Below are 21,261 nucleotides of genomic sequence, written 5' to 3' on the forward strand. Positions count from 1 at the left end.
ATGGCAACACGTGCAGGAACCCCGGCCCAATCCAGCGACCTTGTAGACGTCGACGCGCTCATCGCCGCGTACCACGACCTCGCCCCCGACCCCACCGATCCGGCGCAACGCGTCGTTTTCGGCACCAGCGGCCACCGCGGCTCCAGCCTCAAACGCTCCTTCAATGACGCGCACATCGCCGCCACCACGCAGGCGATTGTGGAATACCGCGCGTCGCAAGGCATCACCGGCCCGCTGCTGATGGGCCGCGACACGCACGCCCTCTCCGGCCCCGCGCAGGACACCGCGCTCGAGGTCCTCGCGGCCAACGGCGTGACCGTTTGGCTCGACTCGCGCGAGCGCTACACCCCCACCCCGGCGCTCTCGCTCGCCATCCTCACCCTCAACCGGGAGGGCACCTCTGGCGGGGTTGACGGCATCGTCATCACCCCGAGCCACAACCCGCCTGCGGACGGCGGCTTCAAGTACAACCCGCCACACGGCGGCCCCGCGGACAGCGAGACGACCTCCTGGATTGCCGCGCGCGCCAATGAATTGTTGGAGCAGAAGAACGACGGCGTTGCTCGCCTCGATCTCGCGGCCGCCGAAAGTGCGGACACCACCGGTCAGTATGACTTCCTGGGCAATTACGTGCGCCAATTGCCCTCCATCATCGACGTGGACGCGATTGCCGGGGCCGACATTTCCATCGCGGTGGACCCGATGGGTGGTGCCTCGGTGGATTATTGGGCCGAAATTGCGTCCGCATTCAAACTGCCGATCACCGTGGTCAATAACGTTGTCGACCCGCAATGGGGTTTCATGACGCTGGATTGGGACGAGAAGATTCGCATGGACCCGTCCTCGCCGTCGGCAATGGCCTCGCTCATTGCGCGAATGGGGCCGGATGCGGGGTTTGACCTTGCGACGGGAAATGATGCCGACGCGGACCGACACGGCATTGTCACCCGGGATGCCGGCCTGATGAACCCGAACCACTATCTGGCGGTGGCGATTCAATACCTGTATTCGCACCGCCCGGAGTGGGCTGGATCGATGGGTGTGGGCAAGACCGTGGTGTCCTCTTCGATGATTGACCGCGTTGTCGGCTCGCTGGGCCGGGATTTGGTGGAGGTGCCGGTCGGCTTCAAGTGGTTTGTGCCTGGGCTGCTCGAGGGCACGATCGGCTTTGGCGGCGAGGAATCGGCCGGCGCGTCCTTCTTGAAGTTGGATGGCACCGTGTGGACCACGGACAAGGACGGGATCTTGCTGGCGCTCTTGGCCGCAGAGATCCTTGCCGTCACCGGCAAGACGCCGTCCGAGCTGTATGCCGAATTGGTGGCCGAATTCGGCGACCCGGCCTATGCGCGCATCGACGCAGCAGCGACCCCGGAGCAAAAGTCGGCGCTGGCCAAGCTATCCGCCGCGGACGTCACCGCCACCGAACTCGCGGGCGAGCCGATTACCGCGATCCTGACCGAGGCGCCTGGCAACGGCGCGCCGATCGGTGGCCTCAAGGTGCAGACAGAGAATGCCTGGTTCGCCGCGCGGCCGTCCGGGACGGAGGACGTATACAAGATTTACGCCGAGTCCTTCAAGGGCCGCGAGCATCTGGCCGAGGTGCAAGAAGAGGCGAAACGCTTGGTGGACTCGGTGATCGGCGGCGCACAATGAGCGGGGCGCTGGGCGAGACGCCCGGCTCGGTACCCGCCCCTACCAACCGCCTGTGGAGCGGCCAGGCGCAGATGCCCTCTGTGCTCGCTCGCCAGGTGGAAATTGTGGCCGCCGACGGCAACTATGTCATCACCCGCGACGGTCAACGCCTCTTCGACACCACTGCCGCACTCTGGCACACCAATATTGGGCACGCCCGCGAAGAAATGGCCCGCACCGCCGCCGAGCAAATGGCGCGCCTGGAGACCTATCACGTCTTCGGCCGCTTTGTGAATGACAAGGCCGTGGAGCTCGCCGACCGCATTTCCGCCCTCTCCCCCATCGATGACCCGCGCATCATTCTCGGCTCCGGCGGGGGCGACGGCGTGGACAGCGCCCTCAAACTCGCGCGGCGGCACTGGCAATTGGCCGGACAACCGGAAAAGACCTGGGTCCTCAGCCGCGAATCCGGGTACCACGGCCTGCACGGCTACGGCACCGCCGTCGCGGGCATCCCGTTCAACCGCGAGGGCTACGGAAGCGAGTCGCTGATCCCGGAGACCGCACGTATTGACCTCCATTCGGTGGAAAAGGTTGAACAAACCATCCAAGAAATCGGCCCGGAACGCATCGCCGCGATGATTGCGGAACCGATCATCGGCTCCGGCGGCGTCATCCCGCCGGTGGAAGGCTACCTCGAGGGACTGCAAGAGCTCGCCCGCCGCTATGACATCCTCTTCATCGTGGATGAGGTCATCACCGGCTTCGGCCGCACCGGCGAATGGTTCGCCAGCCACCGCTGGGGACTGGAACCGGACATGATCACCTTTGCCAAAGGCGTCTCCTCCGGCTACTCTCCGGTCGGCGGCGTGATCGTTGCGCCGCGGGTCTGGGATGCGTTTTACAAGGACGCCGATTCGCCGATCTACCGCCACGGCATCACCTATTCCGGGCATGCAACGAGCGCCGCTCTCGCCCTGACCAACCTCGATATCCTCGAGCGCGAAGGACTGGTTTCACGCGCCGCCGAACTCGAAAAGGTGCTGCAACGCGAACTGACCGCCCTGGAACAGCATGAAAGAGTTCGCGAAATCCGCAGCGCCGGCTTCCTTGCCGGAGTCGCACTCGTCGATGGTGTGGACGGCCCCGCCCTCGCGGATCGCCTCATCGATCGGGGCTTCACCTCGCGCGTTCTGCCCGGCAACGCGCTGCAAATCAGCCCGCCGTTCACCACCACGGATGAGGAAGTACGCACGCTCGTCGCCGGAATCAAGGATGCTTTAGATTCCTCGGCATGAAGCACGACGGCGTGTCCCCGACCCGGGCGCGCACGTCCGCCTTGCATGGGCGGCCACCTGAGGCGCCCTCCACCTAAGGCACTAGTGTGAACTGCGCTTAGAATTGGGGAGAATCATCGCCCCCTTCGAGTTTTGCGAGGCCCCCGTGACCAATGCCGCCCCAGAACGCCGTGCCCACATCTTCAGCTGGAGCGTCCACGGCGACGGCAAAACGATTGCGCCGGGCGAGGTCGTCAAACCATTCGAGCGGCTGTCCTGGCCGCGCACCATAGGCCTTGGCGCGCAGCACCTCATTGCGATGTTCGGCGCGACTTTCTTGGTGCCGCTGCTCACCGGCTTCCCACCCGCAACGACACTCTTCTTCTCCGGCATCGGAACTCTGCTGTTCTTGGTGATTACAGCGGGCCGGGTGCCGAGCTACCTCGGTTCCAGTTTCGCGTTCATTGCGCCCATTGCGGCGGCCCAGGACGACTTTGGTCCCGCGGGGGCGCTCGGCGGCGTGCTGGTGGCCGGCGTATTGCTGTTCCTGGTTGGACTGGTGGTTCAGTGGGTTGGTTCTCGGTGGATCAACGTTGCGCTGCCCCCGGTGGTGACCGGATCGATTGTCGCGCTCATTGGGCTCAATCTCGCGCCGACGACGTTCGAGAACTTTGAGCCGGCACCGGTCACCGGGACTGTCACCATTGTCGGGATTCTGTTGTGCATGGTGCTCTTCCGCGGGCTACTGGGGCGGCTCTCTATCCTGCTCGGGGTCGCGCTTGGGTACGTGGCGGCTGTGCTGCAAGGCGAACTGTCCCCCGCGTCCATGAAGTCGGTTGCCGACGCGCCCTGGGTGGGACTGCCAACATTCCAGGGACCAAGCTTCCACCCCGAAGTCTTCATTCTGTTCATCCCGGTTGTGCTGGTGCTCGTCGCCGAAAACCTCGGCCACGTGAAGTCTGTTGCGCTCATGACCGGCACGAACCTCGACCCAGTCACCGGCCGCGCGCTCATGGCCGACGGCGCCGCCACCGCCCTCGCCGGTCTCGGCGGCGGTTCCGGTACCACCACGTATGCCGAGAACATCGGCGTCATGGCCGCCACCCGGGTCTACTCGACGGCCGCGTACTGGGTGGCCGGTATCCTCGCGGTACTGCTGTCGCTCTCCCCCAAGGTCGGCGCCGCGATCGCGACGATCCCCGCAGGCGTACTGGGCGGTGCCGGAGTAGTGCTCTACGGCATGATCGGCATTTTGGGCGTGCGTATCTGGGTGCAAAACAAGGTGAACTTTGCCGACCCGGTCAACCTGATGGTCGCCGCCGTCCCGCTCGTCATCGGCATCGCGGACTTCCAGATGGTCGTGGGGCAACTGGCGTTTGGCGGAATCGCGCTCGGAACCGCGGCCGCGCTTCTGATCTACCACGTTCTGACCCCGGTTGCGCGTTGGCGCGGCACCGCCCACCCGCAGGACGCCACCCGCGACGACGAGACCACCGCGCTCAGCTAATCCCATCCCCCCGCACCCCGTCCCCCACGTCACCCAACACTCCCCACAGCACCCAACACCCCCACCGCACACCCCACCCGGCGCTCATCCGCTAATTGCGTTTTCATCCGGTAATTGCGGGATGAAAACGCAATTAGCGGATGAGCAGCGGCACTAGAGCGCGCGCGGAGTGAGCCCGAGGACCCGCGCGAGGATATCGGCGCGATCGGTCATGATGCCGTCCACGCCCATGGCAAACAGTTCCCGCATTGCCGCCTCATCGTTGATCGTCCATACGTGCACCTGCAATCCGGCCCGATGCGCCCGCGCAATAAACGCCCTGCGCACGATCAGCACCCCGTAAGCGCGCACCGGCACCTGCAGGCAGTCCACCCGCGACCAGCGCGCAATCGCCCGGGTCAGCCCCACGGGCCCCAAAACCACCATGAGTGCCAAGGTGAGCATGCTCGCGCTGGTGGCCACGCGCCGTCGTGCATCTGTCATGAGCCGCAAGAAGGTGCGGTGTCTGGCCTCGGAAAATGTCGCGGCAAGCACCCGGTCCTCGCAGCCGAGCCGGGTCACCAACTCGGCAAAGGCAGGCACCGACGCCTCGTCCTTCAAATCCACGTTCCACTTGATACCGGGCCAGCGCGTGAGCGCTTCCTCAAGCGTGGGGATGCGGGAGTTCGGATGTACGACGGCGTTACTCAGCTCGCTCGCGGAGCGTTCAGATATCGGGCCGGTTGCGTCAGTGACGCGGTCTAGGGTCTCATCGTGAAAGATCATGAGGACGCCGTCGGAGGAGGTGCGCACGTCCGTTTCGATGTAGCTGAATCCGAGGTCGATCGCGTTCTGGAAGGCACCCATGGTGTTCTCGGCGCCGTCCGGGGCATAGCCGCGGTGCGCGAAACCGATCGGCGGCTCGGAAAGATACCCGCTCATGGTCGGCGCACATCCTCAAGGAGCGATTCGAGCACCTGCGCGACGCCGTCTTCCTGAAACGGTGGGGTGCGGTAGCGCGTCGAACTGATCGCGGTGGGGTGCCCTGAGCTGACCGCGTAGCCGCGTCCGGCCCAACAGAGCATGGGGATGTCGTTGGGCATGTCGCCAAATGCCACAACCTCTTCCGCCCCGATCCCGCGTTCGGCGGCGAAACTGGCCAGGGTGACCGCCTTATCGACCTTGTGCGGGCCCATCTCGACCAGCGCATCCACCGGGGATGAGTGAGTCGAGGTGACCAGATCAGAAACCAGCGCATCCACGTGGCTCAGAAACTCATCCGGGGTGGAATCGGGGCTCTTTGCGAGGATCTTCACAATGCTGCTTGAGTGTTCCAGAGCTTCGTCCACGGGGCGCTCTTCAAGCTGAAGTTGTTCGCGCAGCGAGGTGTTCACGAATCCGGGGTCCACATACAGCGCGGGAAGATCGAGGGTTTCCATGGCGAAGAGCGCGTCCGGGTGCGCGGCCCGAATTCGGTGCAGCACCTCTCGGGCCGCGTCCCGGGCGATCACATGTTGGCCGATTACTGTCTCGGTGCCGAGGTCATAGACAACGGCGCCATTGGAGCAGATAACCGTACCGAGGTGACCCAAGCTTTCGCGGAGCGGCCAGATCCAGCGCTTGGGACGTCCGGTAACAAAGACGACCTCGATCCCCGCCTCTGCACAGCTCTGGAAAGCCGCAATTGTGCGGGCCGAGATCGAGTTGCCCTCGCCGATGATGGTGCCGTCCAGGTCGCTGGCAACGAGCCGAACTTTCATGCGGCGACCAACCCGATATATTCCCTATTGTTCATACGTTGCAACCAGTGTGGCACGTCCCAAGACATGGCCGAACATTTGAAAATTCATGAGCGCCGGTGAGCTGTCCTCATCAATATCAAGGCTCGGCACGTCCAGTGCATGAACCACAATGAAGTAGCGGTGTTCGCCGTGTCCTGCTGGTGGGGCGGCTCCGATGTATCCACGAGTGCCGCCGTCATTCTTTAACTGGACGGCGCCCGAGGGGAGATTCGATCCATCCTCGGAGCCTGCACCTGACACGAGTTCGCTGACATCTGCCGGAATGTTTCCCACTGCCCAGTGCCAAAAGCCGCTCGCGGTGGGGGCATCCGGATCATACACGGTCACGGCGTAGCTTTGAGTTCCCTCGGGAGCGCCGGACCAGGTGAGTTGTGGCGAGATGTCTACCCCGCCGGGAACACCGAAGGCACCGCTTGCTTGCGGGGCTGAATACCGCTCGCCATCGGCAATATCGGTGCTCGTGAGGTTGAAACTGGCTACCTCGGGGAGATCTGCATACGGATCGTGCTTGCTCACTGTCACTCCTTATATTCCTTGTTGTGCATATATTTCTGTAGTTCCGCTTTATCGGGAGGATTGGCTCCTGCGCGGGACACGGTAATGGCCGCCGCAGCGGTGGCTTCACGAAGGATCTCCTCCACTGTTCCCCGGGTTAGCGCGGCGAGTCGATCCCGATTCTGGCCGCCCGACAGCCCGCGCTTGACGACGCCGGAGAGCAGGGCCGACATAAACGAATCCCCCGCCCCCACGGTGTCCGCCACCGCGACCTTCGGCGCCGCCACGGATATATTCCCTTGACGGAATACTGCGTACGGTCCTGCCGCGCCTCGGGTTACCACCACGAAGGAGGGCCCCAATTCGAGCCACGCGGCCGCCGAATCTTCAATGGATCGATCGGGGTACAGCCAAAGCAGGTCCTCATCCGAGGCTTTCACAATGTCGGCAAGCGCCACGAACTTTTCCGCGGCGCCACGAGCCACCGTGACGTCTTTGATAATGGTGGGACGGCAGTTCGGGTCATAGGAGATCACTGCTGCCGGGCGCGCTTGCTCCACGATCGTCACGGCGTCGCGATCCCCAGGACCCAGCATTGCGGCAATCGATCCGGTGTGAAGTAGAGTTGTCGATCCCAGAAGCCCGGAAAGGTCTTCGACGACTCCCGGCAGATCCCATACGAGGTCAAACTCATATTCCGCGGCACCGGTGTCATCCAGCGTTGCGCGAGCAATCGAGGTGGGGGAGTCATCCGGGCCGGTCGGCGTCAGCACCGAGTTGTGATGCAAGTGTGCCGAAAGCATTTCACCGTAGTCATCCTTACCCCAACGGCCAACAAACTGCGTGGGGTGGCCCAAACGGGCCAGGCCGATTGCCACGTTCATCGGGCTCCCGCCGGGGTGGGCCACTACCGAACCGTCGGCGGATACAACTTCATCAATGAGGGCTTCCCCTACTACAGTCAGCACTCTCTTACCCTACTGTGAGCGCCAGGCCACGCAACACCGCAAAGTGGGCACTTGATCGGAGAATGCCCGGCTACGGCAATCCGGTGAGTAGCACTCGCCCGCTATCCATCAATCGGATCTGCACCCGATCGATTTCCTCGGGCTGTAGGTAGGTTGCCGCATTGAGCTTTGACTCGCTTCCCGGGCCGGCAGTCCAGGTTCCGGCCAAGTATTCGCCGCCGGTTTTATCCACAATGTACATGCCGTATTTGAAAGTCCGGTCCGCCGTTGCAGAGGCTCCCGCGCTTTCGATAGCCGCCTTGTAGCTACATTCCAGCCTGATATTGGTGCCCCACGCTCGTTTTTCCAACATCACATTGGCCGTCAGCGGTGACGGGGCATCCTGGTGCATCGCTATCTGCACCCCGCCGGTGTCGGGACCGGCGGCAACGGGTGCGCCATCGCCGACACCGCCACCAAGCCACTGGGGAATAACCAGCGCGAGCGCGAAGGTCGCGGCCACGGCCGCCGCAAAGAACCCGCCCAGACGTACCCGCGCGCGGCGTCGAGAGCGGTCTACTGCGGCAGACAGTCGGGCAACGTTTCGCGAGCGTGCTGCCGGGGACTCGGGGCTGACGGCGGTGTGTTTGTCCTCGCTGGCCAACAGTTCAAAAGCTACTTCGCGTGGAACTCCGCCCAATACTCCGTTCATACCGGCCAGTTCTGCCACCGAGCTGGCGCATGCCGAACATTGGCTCAGGTGGGCCTCAAAGGCACGGCGGTCGGCGGGGGAGAGCGATCCTAAAACGTACGCGGCATCCCACTCACACAGTCGATTGTTCTCGTCCATTGTCACGGCTGACTCACCCCTCTTTCCTGCAGTGCCAGCTTGAGCGCCTTCATTCCGTAGTGCAGCCGGGATTTCACCGTTCCCGGCGGCAGGCCGAGTTCACCGGCCACCTTGTTCACGGTTTTTGCCCCGTAATAGCAGTGCACAATGACGCTTCGGTGTTCATAGCTCAACTCGGCGAGCGCATCTGTCACCAGCCAGGTGTCCAGCGTCGCGTCGGTGCGATCCGCAAGAGCGACTTCGGGCACCTCGTCGGTACCAAACTCGCGTCGCGAGCGCGCCGAGCGCTTGTCATCGATCACTAAATTACGGGCCACGGTGTACACCCAGGAGCGAACATTCGCTTCCGGCTGCGCGAGAATATCTGCGTGCTTCCACGCCTTGAGCAAGGTTTCTTGCACAATGTCCTCGGCCAGGCTCTCGTTCCGGGTCATCCGCAGGACATGCCAGTAGAGCGGTTGCGCGTGTGCGTCATAGAGCGCGGCGAGTAGTTCGTCTTGCTCTGCGCCCACCACATTCTCCTCACCGTGTTGCGTATCGGAATCTCACGGACGGGCAAGATCGCGATACACCTGATTAAACGAGCGCGGCGAGTAAATGGTTCAAGCACTTACTAAAATTTGCGTGCCGCGATATTTGCGCGCGGGCGAGCCACGCAAGCGCCCGCGAGCGCTCACGCCCCGGTAAAACCCGGTTTCCGCTTTTCCAGAAACGCTTGCGTCCCTTCGGCGGCATCCGCCGAGCCGAAGTTTTCGCCGAACACCAGCGACTCGGTCTTCAACGCATCGACCAGCGGCAGCGAGGAACTTGCGCGCAACAGGCTCTTGGCCCGGGCAATGGCTAGGGGAGAGGCCGCCTTTATGCGGTCGTGTTGCACGCGTGCGGCTTCCATCAAATCCGATGAGCTGCCAAGCACCGCCTGTACCAGCCCAATCTCTAGCGCCCGCGCCGCGCCAATGCTTTCGCCGGTCAGGATCATTTCGCTGGCGGCCGCCGGCCCTATCCGCCTCGGCAACCGGGCCGTCCCGCCAAAACCGGGGACCAGCCCGAGCTTCACTTCGGGCTGACCGAAAACCGCGTTCTCACAGGCGAGAATCCAGTCCGCGGCGAGCGCCAATTCGCAGCCGCCGCCCAACGCGAACCCCTTCACGCACGCGATCACCGGCACCGGCAATTCTTCAAAACCGGTCGTCACCCGCGCCATGTCGATCGAATATTGGGTGGCTTCGGACTCGCTCATCGCGGACATTTCGCGAATGTCCGCGCCCGCTACAAAAGCCTTGTCTCCCGTCCCGGTGAGTATTACGGTGCGAATCGACCAATCGCTCCCCTCGCCGCAATGCCCGCGCACAAACTCAAGCGCCGCCGCCAACTCAGCCACGACGTTCTCGCTCAAGGCGCCCAGCGCCTCCGGCCGGTTAATTGCGATAGCCAGCAACTCGTCGTCGTACGTCAATGTCAGCGTGGAAAATTCGGGCAGATCCATGCCCTAAAGCTACCAGCCCATCGCTTCGCGGACCTCGAGCAGAATCCCGTGCATGGCGGCCTCCGCTGCGGGCGCGTCACCGTGGGCGATGTGATGTGCGACGGCGTTGTGGCCACTGAGTGCCTCAGGTTCCGGTTTGCGCGGCATCAGTCCCTGACGCGTGCGCTCAGCGAGCACTTCCCCGATGACCTCGCAGAGCGAGGCGAAGAGCGAGTTTTGACTGCCGGAAAGGATGGCGGCGTGGAATTGCTGGTCGGCGATCAGGAATTCGTCGAGTTTTCCGGCTTCCCCGAGGGTGCGCATTTTTGCTTCGAGCGTGAGCAGGTTCTCTCGCTCGGCGGCGCTCATATTGCGGGCGGCGGCGGCAGCGGCAATGGGTTCTACGGCGATGCGCAGTGCGGTCAGTTCGCTGAAATACCGGGCGCGGTCACGGGTCTCGAGTCGCCACGCGATGATTTGCGGGTCGAAGACGCTCCATGCGCTTGGCTCTTCAACGATGAGGCCGACGCGGCGCTTGACCGCGAGTAAGCGGAGGGACTGGAGGACTTGGACGACGTCGCGAATGACCGTTCGCGAGGCGCCGTAGCGTTGCTGGAGCTCGTCAATGGTGAAGCGCTGGCCGGCGGGAAGTTCGCCGGAGACAATGTCGCGCCCGAGCGCATCCACGATTTCGCGGTGCAGGGTGGGTTTCGGTGAGCTGTCCATTAAGGTACTATCATTTCACAATGAAAGGTAGTACCTTTTGTAATCTGGGATGATTGCTCCCAGACAATGACGTCAGAGGAGAATCGCATGGCGAATCCCGCAACACACTTGATTGTGATGGGAGTTTCCGGCTCCGGGAAGACCACCATCGCACAAGCGCTCGAATCCGAGCTCGGCTTTACCTACGCCGAGGCCGACGAATTTCACCCGCAAAGCAATATCGACAAGATGTCGCAAGGAACCCCGCTGACCGATGAGGACCGCTGGCCCTGGTTGCGCTCGATCCGCGACTGGATGAGCGCCGAGGCAGCGGCCGGACGCAGTACCGTGGTCACGTGTTCCGCGCTCAAGCGCACCTACCGCGACCTGCTCCGCGAGGCGGACGGTACCGTTTTCTTTATCCACCTGGACGGCAGCGAGGACCTGCTCCGCGAACGCATGCAGCACCGCAGCGGCCACTTTATGCCGGCCAGCCTGCTCCCGAGCCAGTTGGCAACGTTGGAACCGCTTGAATCCGATGAACCGGGCCTCAAGATTTCCATTGAGAAGACACCGGAAGAGATCGTTTCCGAGGTGCTTCACCTGGTGAAAACCCATCAACTTTCGGCCCAAGGTGCGGCCGAACACGCCGCCGAAGACACCACACAGGAGGATGCACAGTGACCATTGAAGGCTGGGAACAAACACTGGGCGCGGGCCCGCTTTTGCTCATCGCTGGCGCCGCCATTGCGCTGCTGCTGGTCTTGATTCTGGCGTTTCGGGTGCACGCCTTTGTGTCGCTGATCCTCGTTTCGCTCTTGACCGCGCTTGCCACCGGCATCCCGATTGCAAGCGTGGTGCCTACCCTGACCTCCAGTTTCGGCAGTACTCTCGGCACCGTGGCGTTGCTCGTGGGGCTCGGCGCGATGCTCGGTCGACTCGTGGAAACCAGCGGCGGCGCGAAGGTTCTCGCCGATAAACTCGTCGGCGCCTTCGGGGAGAAGCGCGCCCCGTTTGCCCTCGGTGTCGCCTCGCTGATCTTCGGCTTCCCGATCTTCTTTGACGCCGGACTGGTCGTGATGTTGCCCGTCGTGTTTGCGGTCGCCAAGAACCTCGGCGGCGGAGTTTTGCGCTACGGGCTGCCCGCAGCTGGCGCGTTCTCGGTCATGCACATCTTTGTTCCGCCGCACCCGGGCCCGGTCACCGCGGCCGGATTCTTTGAGGCAAACGTGGGACTCGTGACCCTCATTGGACTCCTCGTCGCGCTCCCCACCTGGTACCTGACCTCCTACCTCTACGGCCTGTGGATCGGTAAGAAAATTGTGCTTCCGGTGCCCGCGCTGCTTGGCCAAGCGGACCAGGAAGCCATCAAGAACCCGCCAAAATTCGGCACCGTATTGGGCATCTTGCTCCTCCCGCTCGTGCTGATCTTCTTGAACACGGGTCTCGGTACGCTCGCAAAATCGGGCGCGGTCGGCGAGGAAACCGCGAGCCAGTGGTGGTACGTCGGTTTGCGCATGCTCGGCGAGACCCCGGTGGCGCTGTTGCTGACCCTGCTGATCGCGTCCTACGTGCTGGGACGCCGCCGCGGCGAGGACAAGACGGTCATCGAAAAGATCCTCGACTCGGCGCTCGGCCCCGTGGCCTCCGTCATCCTGATCACCGGCGCCGGAGGCATGTTCGGCGGCGTGTTGCGTACCAGCGGCATCGGCGGTGCGCTCGAGGATGTTCTCGGCGACATGGGTGTCCCGCTCATCCTGGCCGGCTTCCTGATCGCCGCGATCCTGCGCATCGCCCAGGGCTCGGCGACCGTGGCGCTGACCACTGCGGCTGGACTGGTGGCACCGGGCGTCGCGGCCGCCGGGTTCAATGAGATTCAGCTCGCCTGTGTGGTCATTGCGGTCGCCGCCGGCTCGGTGGTCGTCTCGCACGTGAACGACTCCGGCTTCTGGCTCGTCGGCAAGTTCATGGGCATGGACGTCAAGACGACGTTCAAGACCTGGACGGTCATGGAAACACTCATCGGTGTGGTCGGCTTCGGGATTGCCCTCGGTATTTTCGGGCTCGCGTCCCTCGGCTAACCCTCCCCGTCTATGTAGCGCGACACGCCGAGGAAACTGCGGTTTCCTCGGCGTGTCGCGCTACATAGATTTCGGTGAGGTGCGCGGCTCACCAGGGTTGCTTGGTTACTTTGAGTGGAGTACGACGGCGTGTGGTGACCTTTTGCAACAAAAGGTCACCACACGCCGTCGTACTTCATATCCCCGCCTCGACTGTGTAGCAGTTAATGCCCATGTTCGCGCGAACATGGGCGTTTCGCGCTACACAGTCGAGGCGAAGGGGTCCCAGCTTTCGGGAAGCCGCTCGGCGCGACTCACCGTGCTCCCAACGCGCTCGGGCTGCCCGCTCGCCACCGACTCGCCAATCGCGATCATGGCGTCCAGAACGTGATTGCCCAGTTCGCCCGATGCGCGGTGAGGAACTCCGGCGCGCACCGAGCGTGCAATATCGAGAGCGCCCATGCCGCGGCCCGCACTCGCACCGACAGACTCGATCAGTTCCGGCTCTTCACTGCCAAGGCGATACAGCTCAAGGGTGCCTTCGAAATTGTTCGGATCTGGGATGAGCAGCGTCGCTTCCGTCCCGGAAATCTCTACGTATCCCGAGCGCATCATGGGGGACTGGAAACTGAAGGTGCTCTGTCCGACCTGACCTTCCTCAAAACCGATCAGCGCCGCGACGAGCGTCGGCACTTCGACCTCGAACTCTTCACCCGCCCGGGGACCGGATGCAACCACTTGCTTTTCAAAGGCGCGCCCGCCCATCGCCGAAACGGTATCAATGGCACCAAACGCCTGAACCAAAGCGGTCAGATAGTAAGGTCCCATGTCGAATAGCGGCCCGGCCCCGCGTTGGAACAAGAAGGCCGGATTCGGGTGCCACAAGTGCGGGCCGGCGGTTTGAAACACCGTTTGCGCACTCAACGGCTTTCCGATCGCGCCCGCGTCAATCAGACGCAGCGCATGCTGGATGCCCGAACCTAAAAAGGTGTCCGGGGCGCATCCCAGGCGCAGTCCGGTTTGCTCCGCGAGCGCAACCAAGGCATCCCCGTCTTCGCGACCCAGTGCCAGCGGTTTTTCACCCCACACGTGCTTGCCGGATTTCAGGATCGCGGTGGACACTTCGGCGTGGGCGGCCGGGATGGTCAAGTTGATTACTAACTCAATTTGGTCATCGACCAGCAGTTCGGAGACATTGTCTCTCGCCTCGATCCCGAACTGTTCGGCGCGAGCTCGCGCGGCCTCGGGGAACATATCGGCGATGGCCATGACCCGCAGATCGGGAAACCGGGTCAGGTTGTTCAGGTACTGCTCGGAGATGTTCCCGGCACCGATGATGCCGACGCCGATTGGGCCAGATTGGGTGGTTGTATCAGTCACTTACCCTCTACTCCTGCCTTCACCAAGTACTCTTTGCTTTCGGCGATGCCCTCAAAAATGTCGCCCGAGTAATCGTCGAACTCGACAACGCCATATTCCGCGCCCGAAGTTTCCACGATGTCCTTGAGCGGAACCTCGCCGTCTCCGGCGGGCAATTGATCCTTCGTGACACCGGTCGCCGGACCGTCTTTCAGGTGCAGGAACTTGACCCTGTCGCCGAGCCGTTCCAATAACGCGACCGGGTCAACGCCGCCAACCAGCGCCCAATACACATCCACCTCGAGAACGATCGACGGGTCCAAAAGGCTCGCAAAGTATTCCAGCGCTGTGGTCTCCCCGGTTTCGGCGAGCCGACCGGTTGAGGAGGCATCGCCGTCGTACTTCTTTTCCAACTCCCAATTGTGGTTGTGGTAGCCGATCCGGATGCCGCGCTCTGCGGCAAGCGGGGCGATCTCATTGAGTCGGGCGGCCGCGGCCTGGATGTCTGCCACGTTTTCCCAGAGCTCTTGCGGGCGATGCGGGTCGATGACCGTGGTCATGCCAAGGGTCGCCGCCGCCTCCAAAATGGCCTCGGCGTCCCCGGAAATCAGAGGAGCGTGACCGGAGGGAGCCATGAGCCCGCGTTCGTTGAGCGCGGCTGCCATTTCGGGCGCGCGGTCCGCGAAACCGTAGGGCTCAACGTTGGTGAAGCCGAGTTCGGCGACTCGGTCGAGGGTGCCGGGGAGGTCCTCGTCGATCTGGTTGCGCAGCGTGTAGAGCTGAAGTGAGAGTTTCATGAGCCTTCTTTCCGTGAGGGTTTATTTGATTCCGGTCATGGCAACACCTTGGATGAAATAGCGTTGCAAGCCTATGAAGAGCACCACGATGGGCGCAATGACCAGCACCGATCCAGCCAACAAGATGCCGTAATTGGTGGAGAACTGGCCTTGGGAAAAGAGCGAGAGTGCGACCGGGAGGGTGTACATACGCTCCTCCTGCGCGGCGACCAGCGGCCACAAGAAGTTGTTCCAGGAGCCCAGGAAGGTCAGGATCGCCAGGGTCGCCAGCGGCGGTCCGCACTGCGGAAGAACCACGCGGGTGAAGGTGCGCCATTCGCCCGCCCCGTCAATGCGCGCTGCCTCCATGAGCGAATCCGGGATGCCCAACATGAATTGGCGCATGAGGAACACGCCGAGCGGGGAGACCAGGAACGGGAGTATGAGCGCCGGGTAGGTGTTCACCAGACCCATGTTGGAAACCAAAACAAACAGTGGGACAAAGGTGACCACGCCGGGAACCATCAGGGTGACCATGACCAGGCCGAAAAGCACTTTCTTGCCCCGGAACTCCATCTTGGCCAGCGCATAGCCGATCATCGAGCAGAAGATCAGATTGCCCAGCACCGTCACGACCGCCACGATCAGCGAGTTCACAAAGAACGTGTCGATGCGAAAGTCGGTGAACCAGGTGAGGTAGTTCGCGGTGGTGAATTCGTCAGGCCACCAGGTGATAGGGCGGCGGAGGAGCTCGCCCTGCGTTTTGAAGGAGGAGAGAAGCATCCAGATGAAGGGCAGAAGCGTCAGCGCAACCGCTACGATCAGGCCGGTGTAAAGCGCCCACCGTGCAGCCCTGCGGTTTTGGGTTCGGGTACGCGGGGCACGGCGGCCCGGCTGCTTGCTGTTGTGTTGCAATGCGGCGGTCGGGGAGCCGGTTCCCTCGAGTAGGTGACTCATCGTTGCCTCTCCCCTTAGTCCTTGGGTCGTAGAAACTTGAACTGCAACAGGCTGAGCAGCGCAATCGCGATGAACAGGATGTAGCTCGCGGCGGAAGCGGTACCGTACTGGCCGAAACCGAACTGGTTGTACGTGAAGTAGCTGATCGAGAGCGTGGAATCTAGCGGGCCGCCCTGCGTCATGACAAACGGTTCTTCAAAGAACTGCAGGAAGCCAACGGACAACATGACAGCGGCGAGGAGAATTGTCGGTCGCAGCATGGGCAGTGTGATGGTGCGAAATCGTTTCCACGCTCCTGCGCCGTCCACCTCTGCCGCCTCCATGACCTCTTGCGGAATGGTTTGCAGGCCGGCAAGGAAAATGACCATCAGGGTACCCATATTGCGCCAGACGGCCATCAAGATGAGGGACGGCATGGCCCAGGCAGGGTCGTTGAGCCAATTCGGGCCGTCGATTCCAACCCAGCCAAGAATCACATTGAGGAGCCCATCCGGTTGCAGGATGAAACGCCACACCACCGCAATGGCCACAATGCTTGTCACGATGGGGGTGTAAAAGCCCACGCGGAACGCCGAACGGAACTTAATAATGCCGCTGTTCAAGGCGAGCGCCAGGCTCAGTCCCACCACAATGGTCAGCGGGATGCCGATGAGCACAAAATAGCCGGTATTGAGCATGGATTGGAGGAACTGCGGGTCCTGCAAGAGCAAGACGTAGTGTTCCAGACCCACGAAGTTCACATTGAGCGGCGTCTGGATGTCTTGAGCCGTGAAGTCGGTGAAGGACATAAAGAAGGAGGAGATCAACGGCACCATCATGAAGATGCCGAAGAGCAATACAAAGGGCATGGCGAAGAGCCACGGCAGTAGCGCCTTGCGCTGTTTCGCTGTTCTGAGGGCCGGGGAACTCATGCGTCCTCCTTTGCGCCGGGGCTAGCCGCCCCGGGACCTACGCCGATGCGGTTGGCGGTAGCCTGCAGTTTCTGCATCGCATCCGCCGGTTCGCGATTGCCGCGCACTATCCATTCGAGCTGGGTGTCTGCGGCGGCGGAAACTTGCGTCCAGGTGGGCAAGGCCGGCGGAACATTGGTGTCCTCGAGTTGTTTTCGAAATACCCGCAGCCGCTCATCCGAAGCGAGCGCGGGGTCATCCCACGCCACCGCGCGGCTGGGCAGGCTCCCCACCTTTTTATAGAACTCGATCTGCACGTCCGGTTGGGTCAGCCAGCGAATGAGCTTCCAGGCGGCGTCGCGGTTGCGACTCTTCTTGAACACCACCAGGTTTGTCCCGCCGACAAAGGACGTCCCAGTTTCTTTGACCGGCACCGTGGACACCATGTACTTATCTAAAAACTCCTGGCCTCCCGCGGCCAGAAGGTCGCCCAGGCCGCTCGGACCGGAGATCATGACTGGCTCGCTTCCGTCGATGAAGCGGCCCGCCGGGTTTTCACCGGTGACAGGGTTCTTGTTCGCAAGGCCCTGGTTGAAAAGTCCGCGGTAATAGTCAAGTGCCTCGATGAGTTGCGGCTCGTCGAAAGTCCATCGGGTCATCTCGCTATTGGTCAGGTTGGCTCCCGCTGACCACACGAAAGGCAACGTGGACTGGAACGAGTCCGCACCAGAGACCGGTAGTTGAAAGGGGTACCTCACGCCATCGACACCCTTGAGCGCCTGGCCGAATTCCACGAACTCATCCCACGTTTCCGGGAACCGATTCCATCCCGCAGCTTGAGCGAGATCCGTGCGGTAGAAGAACAACCTGGTGTCCACGTACCACGGAACCCCAAAACGGTACCCCTGGACTTCGGTGGACTTGACCGAGCCGTCAAAGATGGTGGAGAGGTCGAAACCTTCGGGGGTGACCTCAAAGGAGCGCGCAAAATCGGTCATCCAGGTGGAACCCATTTGAGCGACGTCCGGGGTAGTGCCACCGGCGATCGAGGTCTGATATTTGTTGTGCGCGGCACCCCAGGGAATGGAGCTGACGGATATGTTGAGGTCCGGGTTGAGGTCGCGGAAGGGCTTGAGAAAGTCGCCCAGCGCGTCCGCCTCGGCACCCTGTCCCCAAAATACAAGGTTCCCGGTGGCCGGGGTGTCCTCCGGCATCGGGCCGGGAGTTTCCACTAACTGGCCGCCATTGACGCGTCCGCACGCCGCCAGTGTGAGCCCCGCGAACCCCAGCCCGAGCACAGCTCGCCGCGTTGGGCCGCCAGCTGGTTTAGCCGTAGCCGAGGATAACGTCATTGTCACTCCCGTGTCGTGAACATTCTGCAAGGATCGCGCGCCTTCTTTAAGCGCTTAGATCGTCGTTAGAGTCCATCTAAGCGCATCGAAGAAGTGATGGCAAGAGTTTTTTGGGGGTTATTGGCGGCGAGCGTCGCACGGAAAACCTCGCTGCCCGCCCGCACACTCGAAATCGATTGTGCAGATAATGCACAGTTTTACGGCGTGTCGCGTGCGTGTTCTGCACAGTCGATAGGGAGGGGGAGGTGAGGGGCGACGGCGGTGCCTCACCTTAAGAAGGCAACGCACCGCCGTCGTGCCTCACCCAGGCGACCGCCTGGTCTCGGTGAGCCGACCGCTCTCCGCTCACCAAAACGAGAACTTAGCCCGAGCAGCCGCAACTTTCGCGCACCATCAATTCCACCGGGAGCACCTGGGTTTGCGCCTCGCCAGAGCCTTCGGCCGCCCGGATCAACATATCCACCGCGGAACGGCCAATCGCTTCCATGGGCTGGCGCACGGTGGTGAGCGGCGGGCGGGACAAGCGCCCAGCAACGATCCCGTCGAAACCGGTCACCGCCACGTCCCCGGGCACGCTGATCCCGCGGCGCTCCAACTCATCCATCATGGGCAAGGCGATTTCGTCATGAACGCACACCAGAACGTCTGGCAGCCCTGCCGGATCAGCCAGCAGCCGATCGACCTCAGCCGCGGCCCACGGGCTCGCATCATCCGAGACGATATGACTCGCCACCTCGGCATCAATCCCCGATTCGGCGAGCGCCTCGGCAAAGAAATGGCTCCGCCCCCGAAAATCCGGAGAAGAGGTTTGCGCGTCCAGAAAGGTAAAGCGGCGAAACCCGTGAACTCGTATCAGGTGATCCAGCAGCGCGCGCATGCCCGACTCATTGTCCACGCTCACGTGCGCTTGCCCTCCCGCGCGCACCTCGCCGGGCGAGGACAGCTCCACCACCGGGATGCGTTGAGCGATCAGACGCAACTGCTCATCCGAAACCACGTTCGGGAAAATCGCCAAGCCATCTACCTGCCCGGCAAGGTCCTGAATCCGCTGTGCGTTTCCGGACATCTCGGTGGCGCTCCCGGTCAGCAAAGCGTATCCTCGCGCCCGGCACTGGAGCGCCATCCCGCGTTGCACCTCGTCACCGTAGACGGGGTAGTAGCGGTAGTCGCGGTTCCGGTCAGCCGCGGCGGTGAGCGGTCCGGCGGCGCTCCCGGCCTCATCATCGGCGTAGTAATCAAAGGAAAAGACGCCCAGCACCCCGGTGCGGCCCCGAGCCAACCCGCGCGCGCTCCCGCTGGGTAAATAGCCCAGTTCGCGGGCGGCGGACAACACCGTTTCCCGCGTCGAATCCTTGACCCGGTGCGGTTGCCGGAACGCGAAAGACACTGTCGCAATGGAAACGCCAGCCTTGGCAGCAACGTCATATACCGTGGGCGCCTTCGCCATGCTCGCTTCCTCCCCGCTCCGCGAGCGAGCCTCGGGTGAGACTCGCCGGCTACCCAAACATCATAGATACGAAAAACGGACCCCGTGGGGCCCGTTTACGCATATTTACTTTCGGCGATTGAACTTGCCGGTGAAGTAACCGTGCGCGAGGGGGGACTTGAACCCCCACGTTCTTGCGAACACTGGCACCTGAAGCCAGCGCGTCTACCAATTCCGCCACTCGCGCGTGAGATTTAGCTTTGCGCCCCACCGACGTCAAAACCGGCATAAGCGCGAACATCATCATAGCTAAGATTCACCGCAATCGCGAAAAACCGGTGTCCGCTGCGCATATTCGGTGACTTGACGCACATTTTCGGGCCCATCGGGAACTGTCGGGGCCAATCTAAACGTTCACGTTTAAGGTCATTCTCAGGGTAGCCAAGTAGTATCGGCATGAGCACTAGTTGACTGCTCACGCATTGAGCGTGCCCAATTACCTGGGCCTGGCCGGAGAGAAGGGAGAGAAACGTGGGACTTTTAGACAGTGTTGAGCGCGGCATTGAGAAAGTTGTGCGCAACGCCTTCGCCACCGGATCCAAGGCGCAGGTGCAGCCCGTGGAGATCGCCAACCGGCTTCGCCGCGCACTCGACAACTCCGCCTACACCATTTCCCAGGGGCGCGCGCTGGTGCCCAACGTGTTTGACGTGGAGCTCTCCACCCCGGACTTCGAACGCGCGCAGGTGTGGGGCGAGGGCCTCGCCGATGAACTGTGTGACGTAGTGATCAAGCACGTCAACTCACAGCGCTACACGCTCCAGGGCCCGGTTCGGGTGACCTTTAAGCACGACGACGCTCTGAAGTCCGGGGTCTTCGAGGTCACCTCATCGACGGAGAAAGCAGGTGCCGCGGCTGCCGCGCCGGGCACCGTGGGTGCCGCGAGAGAGGCACCCACGCGGGCACCATCCGTTCCGGCTGCGCCTCGAGCAGTGCCACGGACGCAGCCGGTCCTTATTATCGGCGAGCGCCGATACGCCATTAATGACTCTCCGGTCGTGTTGGGCCGCTCCTCCGAGGCCGACATTCTTATTGATGACACCGGCGTCTCCCGCAAGCACCTGGAGATCCAGCTGCAAGGAGATCGTGCCTGGGCAGTGGACCTCGGCTCGACAAATGGAAGCCACGTTAATGGCGAGCGCCTCCAGGGACGTGCGGAACTCTTTGATGGCTCTACCATCTCGATGGGGCGCACCAAGATTACTTTCCGACGACTGCCCCTCAAGGACGGGAACTCGTGAACGACTCCTTTGACCTGACCATTAACCTGATCCGCTTCGGCTTTCTGATCTTGCTGTGGGTGCTGGTCTTGAGCATTGTTGCCGCCTTGCGCAGCGACCTCGCCATTGGCCGCCGGTTGCGCACCGCGACCGCAGGCTCCCGAGGTGCGCAAAGCGCAGAACCCGAGTCGCCCGCCCCCGTTGCGCCGACCCGGCCCACCACCCTGCAAGTGGTTGAGGGACCGCACGCGGGGACGGTGCTGGAATTGGCGTCCAGCCCCATATTGATTGGCCGGGCCCAAGAGGCGACGCTCGTTTTGGATGATGACTACGCTTCCGGTCGCCATGCCCGGCTGTTCCCGCAAGGCAGCCGGTGGTTTGTGGAGGATCTTGGCTCCACCAACGGAACCTACCTCGATGGCAACCAACTGACCCGCGCGCTTCCGGTCGAAGTGGGCACCCCTATCCGGATCGGCAAGACGGTCATCGAATTGAGGCCATAAC

At 62.5% G+C, this 21,261-nt stretch carries 21 protein-coding genes and 1 tRNA gene; 7 read left to right on the top strand and 15 right to left on the bottom strand.

From position 1 onward, the window contains the following. From pgm to O148_RS0105110, 3 genes are all read left to right on the top strand, one after another. Entirely contained in the window at positions 1-1,653 is a 1,653-nt protein-coding gene (gene pgm, locus O148_RS0105100; RefSeq protein WP_026530048.1) for a phosphoglucomutase (alpha-D-glucose-1,6-bisphosphate-dependent), read from the top strand. Next, on the top strand, positions 1,650-2,930 hold the full coding sequence (locus O148_RS0105105; RefSeq protein WP_051619863.1) for an aminotransferase family protein: 1,281 nt from the start codon (positions 1,650-1,652) through the stop codon (positions 2,928-2,930). The genes pgm and O148_RS0105105 overlap by 4 nt, the downstream gene beginning before the upstream one ends. A gap of 145 nt (positions 2,931-3,075) precedes the next feature. Further along, the gene (locus tag O148_RS0105110; RefSeq protein ID WP_240470797.1) at positions 3,076-4,416 is read left to right on the top strand and encodes a uracil-xanthine permease family protein; all 1,341 of its coding nucleotides are present in this window, start codon (positions 3,076-3,078) and stop codon (positions 4,414-4,416) included. Positions 4,417-4,569: 153 nt separating this feature from the next. On the opposite strand, the gene O148_RS14975 is transcribed toward O148_RS0105110, so the two are convergent. The 8 genes from O148_RS14975 to O148_RS0105150 form a co-directional block, all read right to left on the bottom strand. Further along, complete coding sequence (locus tag O148_RS14975; RefSeq protein ID WP_035744987.1) at positions 4,570-5,337, bottom strand: glycerophosphodiester phosphodiesterase family protein; 768 nt, start codon at positions 5,335-5,337, stop codon at positions 4,570-4,572. Beyond that, positions 5,334-6,155, bottom strand: a complete 822-nt coding sequence (locus tag O148_RS0105120) for an HAD family hydrolase (RefSeq protein WP_026530051.1) — start codon at positions 6,153-6,155, stop codon at positions 5,334-5,336. Before O148_RS0105120 ends, O148_RS14975 begins: the two co-directional genes overlap by 4 nt. Before the next feature lie 24 nt (positions 6,156-6,179). Beyond that, positions 6,180-6,713 (bottom strand): YbhB/YbcL family Raf kinase inhibitor-like protein, encoded by a 534-nt coding sequence (locus O148_RS0105125; protein ID WP_026530052.1) that lies wholly within the window; start codon positions 6,711-6,713, stop codon positions 6,180-6,182. A 2-nt stretch (positions 6,714-6,715) separates the two neighbouring features. After that, on the bottom strand, positions 6,716-7,660 hold the full coding sequence (locus O148_RS0105130) for a carbohydrate kinase family protein (RefSeq protein ID WP_026530053.1): 945 nt from the start codon (positions 7,658-7,660) through the stop codon (positions 6,716-6,718). Positions 7,661-7,730: 70 nt separating this feature from the next. Then, entirely contained in the window at positions 7,731-8,489 is a 759-nt protein-coding gene (locus tag O148_RS0105135) for an anti-sigma factor family protein (RefSeq protein WP_026530054.1), read from the bottom strand. 2 nt (positions 8,490-8,491) lie between these two features. Continuing rightward, positions 8,492-9,001 (bottom strand): sigma-70 family RNA polymerase sigma factor, encoded by a 510-nt coding sequence (locus O148_RS0105140; protein WP_026530055.1) that lies wholly within the window; start codon positions 8,999-9,001, stop codon positions 8,492-8,494. Positions 9,002-9,162: 161 nt separating this feature from the next. Beyond that, positions 9,163-9,975, bottom strand: a complete 813-nt coding sequence (locus O148_RS0105145) for an enoyl-CoA hydratase/isomerase family protein (protein WP_026530056.1) — start codon at positions 9,973-9,975, stop codon at positions 9,163-9,165. Between the two features lie 9 nt (positions 9,976-9,984). Next, complete coding sequence (locus O148_RS0105150) at positions 9,985-10,680, bottom strand: FadR/GntR family transcriptional regulator (protein ID WP_026530057.1); 696 nt, start codon at positions 10,678-10,680, stop codon at positions 9,985-9,987. An 87-nt stretch (positions 10,681-10,767) separates the two neighbouring features. Here O148_RS0105150 and O148_RS14980 point away from each other — a divergent pair, with 87 nt between their 5' ends. Both O148_RS14980 and O148_RS0105160 read left to right on the top strand, forming a co-directional pair. Continuing rightward, positions 10,768-11,343, top strand: coding sequence for a gluconokinase (locus tag O148_RS14980; RefSeq protein ID WP_075204286.1), 576 nt, complete (start codon positions 10,768-10,770; stop codon positions 11,341-11,343). Beyond that, on the top strand, positions 11,340-12,740 hold the full coding sequence (locus O148_RS0105160; protein WP_026530058.1) for a GntP family permease: 1,401 nt from the start codon (positions 11,340-11,342) through the stop codon (positions 12,738-12,740). The genes O148_RS14980 and O148_RS0105160 overlap by 4 nt, the downstream gene beginning before the upstream one ends. Positions 12,741-12,980: 240 nt before the next feature. Here the strand turns inward: O148_RS0105160 and O148_RS0105165 are convergent, their stop codons facing one another. The 7 genes from O148_RS0105165 to O148_RS0105195 form a co-directional block, all read right to left on the bottom strand. After that, the gene (locus O148_RS0105165; protein WP_026530059.1) at positions 12,981-14,099 is read right to left on the bottom strand and encodes a Gfo/Idh/MocA family protein; all 1,119 of its coding nucleotides are present in this window, start codon (positions 14,097-14,099) and stop codon (positions 12,981-12,983) included. After that, entirely contained in the window at positions 14,096-14,875 is a 780-nt protein-coding gene (locus O148_RS0105170; RefSeq protein ID WP_026530060.1) for a sugar phosphate isomerase/epimerase family protein, read from the bottom strand. Before O148_RS0105170 ends, O148_RS0105165 begins: the two co-directional genes overlap by 4 nt. A gap of 21 nt (positions 14,876-14,896) precedes the next feature. Continuing rightward, entirely contained in the window at positions 14,897-15,811 is a 915-nt protein-coding gene (locus tag O148_RS0105175) for a carbohydrate ABC transporter permease (RefSeq protein ID WP_026530061.1), read from the bottom strand. Positions 15,812-15,825: 14 nt separating this feature from the next. Beyond that, entirely contained in the window at positions 15,826-16,722 is an 897-nt protein-coding gene (locus tag O148_RS0105180) for a carbohydrate ABC transporter permease (protein ID WP_026530062.1), read from the bottom strand. Continuing rightward, complete coding sequence (locus O148_RS14985; protein ID WP_051619864.1) at positions 16,719-18,053, bottom strand: extracellular solute-binding protein; 1,335 nt, start codon at positions 18,051-18,053, stop codon at positions 16,719-16,721. The genes O148_RS0105180 and O148_RS14985 overlap by 4 nt, the downstream gene beginning before the upstream one ends. A 361-nt stretch (positions 18,054-18,414) precedes the next feature. Further along, on the bottom strand, positions 18,415-19,500 hold the full coding sequence (locus O148_RS0105190; protein ID WP_026530063.1) for a LacI family DNA-binding transcriptional regulator: 1,086 nt from the start codon (positions 19,498-19,500) through the stop codon (positions 18,415-18,417). 142 nt (positions 19,501-19,642) lie between these two features. Further along, a tRNA-Leu gene (locus tag O148_RS0105195) sits at positions 19,643-19,726 on the bottom strand. A gap of 284 nt (positions 19,727-20,010) precedes the next feature. On the opposite strand from O148_RS0105195, the gene O148_RS0105205 reads away from it, so the two are divergent. Next, entirely contained in the window at positions 20,011-20,778 is a 768-nt protein-coding gene (locus tag O148_RS0105205; protein WP_026530064.1) for an FhaA domain-containing protein, read from the top strand. Beyond that, positions 20,775-21,260: an FHA domain-containing protein FhaB/FipA gene (locus O148_RS0105210; protein ID WP_026530065.1), complete on the top strand. Its 486-nt coding sequence runs from the start codon at positions 20,775-20,777 to the stop codon at positions 21,258-21,260. Before O148_RS0105205 ends, O148_RS0105210 begins: the two co-directional genes overlap by 4 nt. Position 21,261: the final 1 nt, after the last annotated feature.

The organism is Haematomicrobium sanguinis DSM 21259 (assembly GCF_000688395.1).
GTDB lineage: Bacteria > Actinomycetota > Actinomycetes > Actinomycetales > Micrococcaceae > Haematomicrobium > Haematomicrobium sanguinis.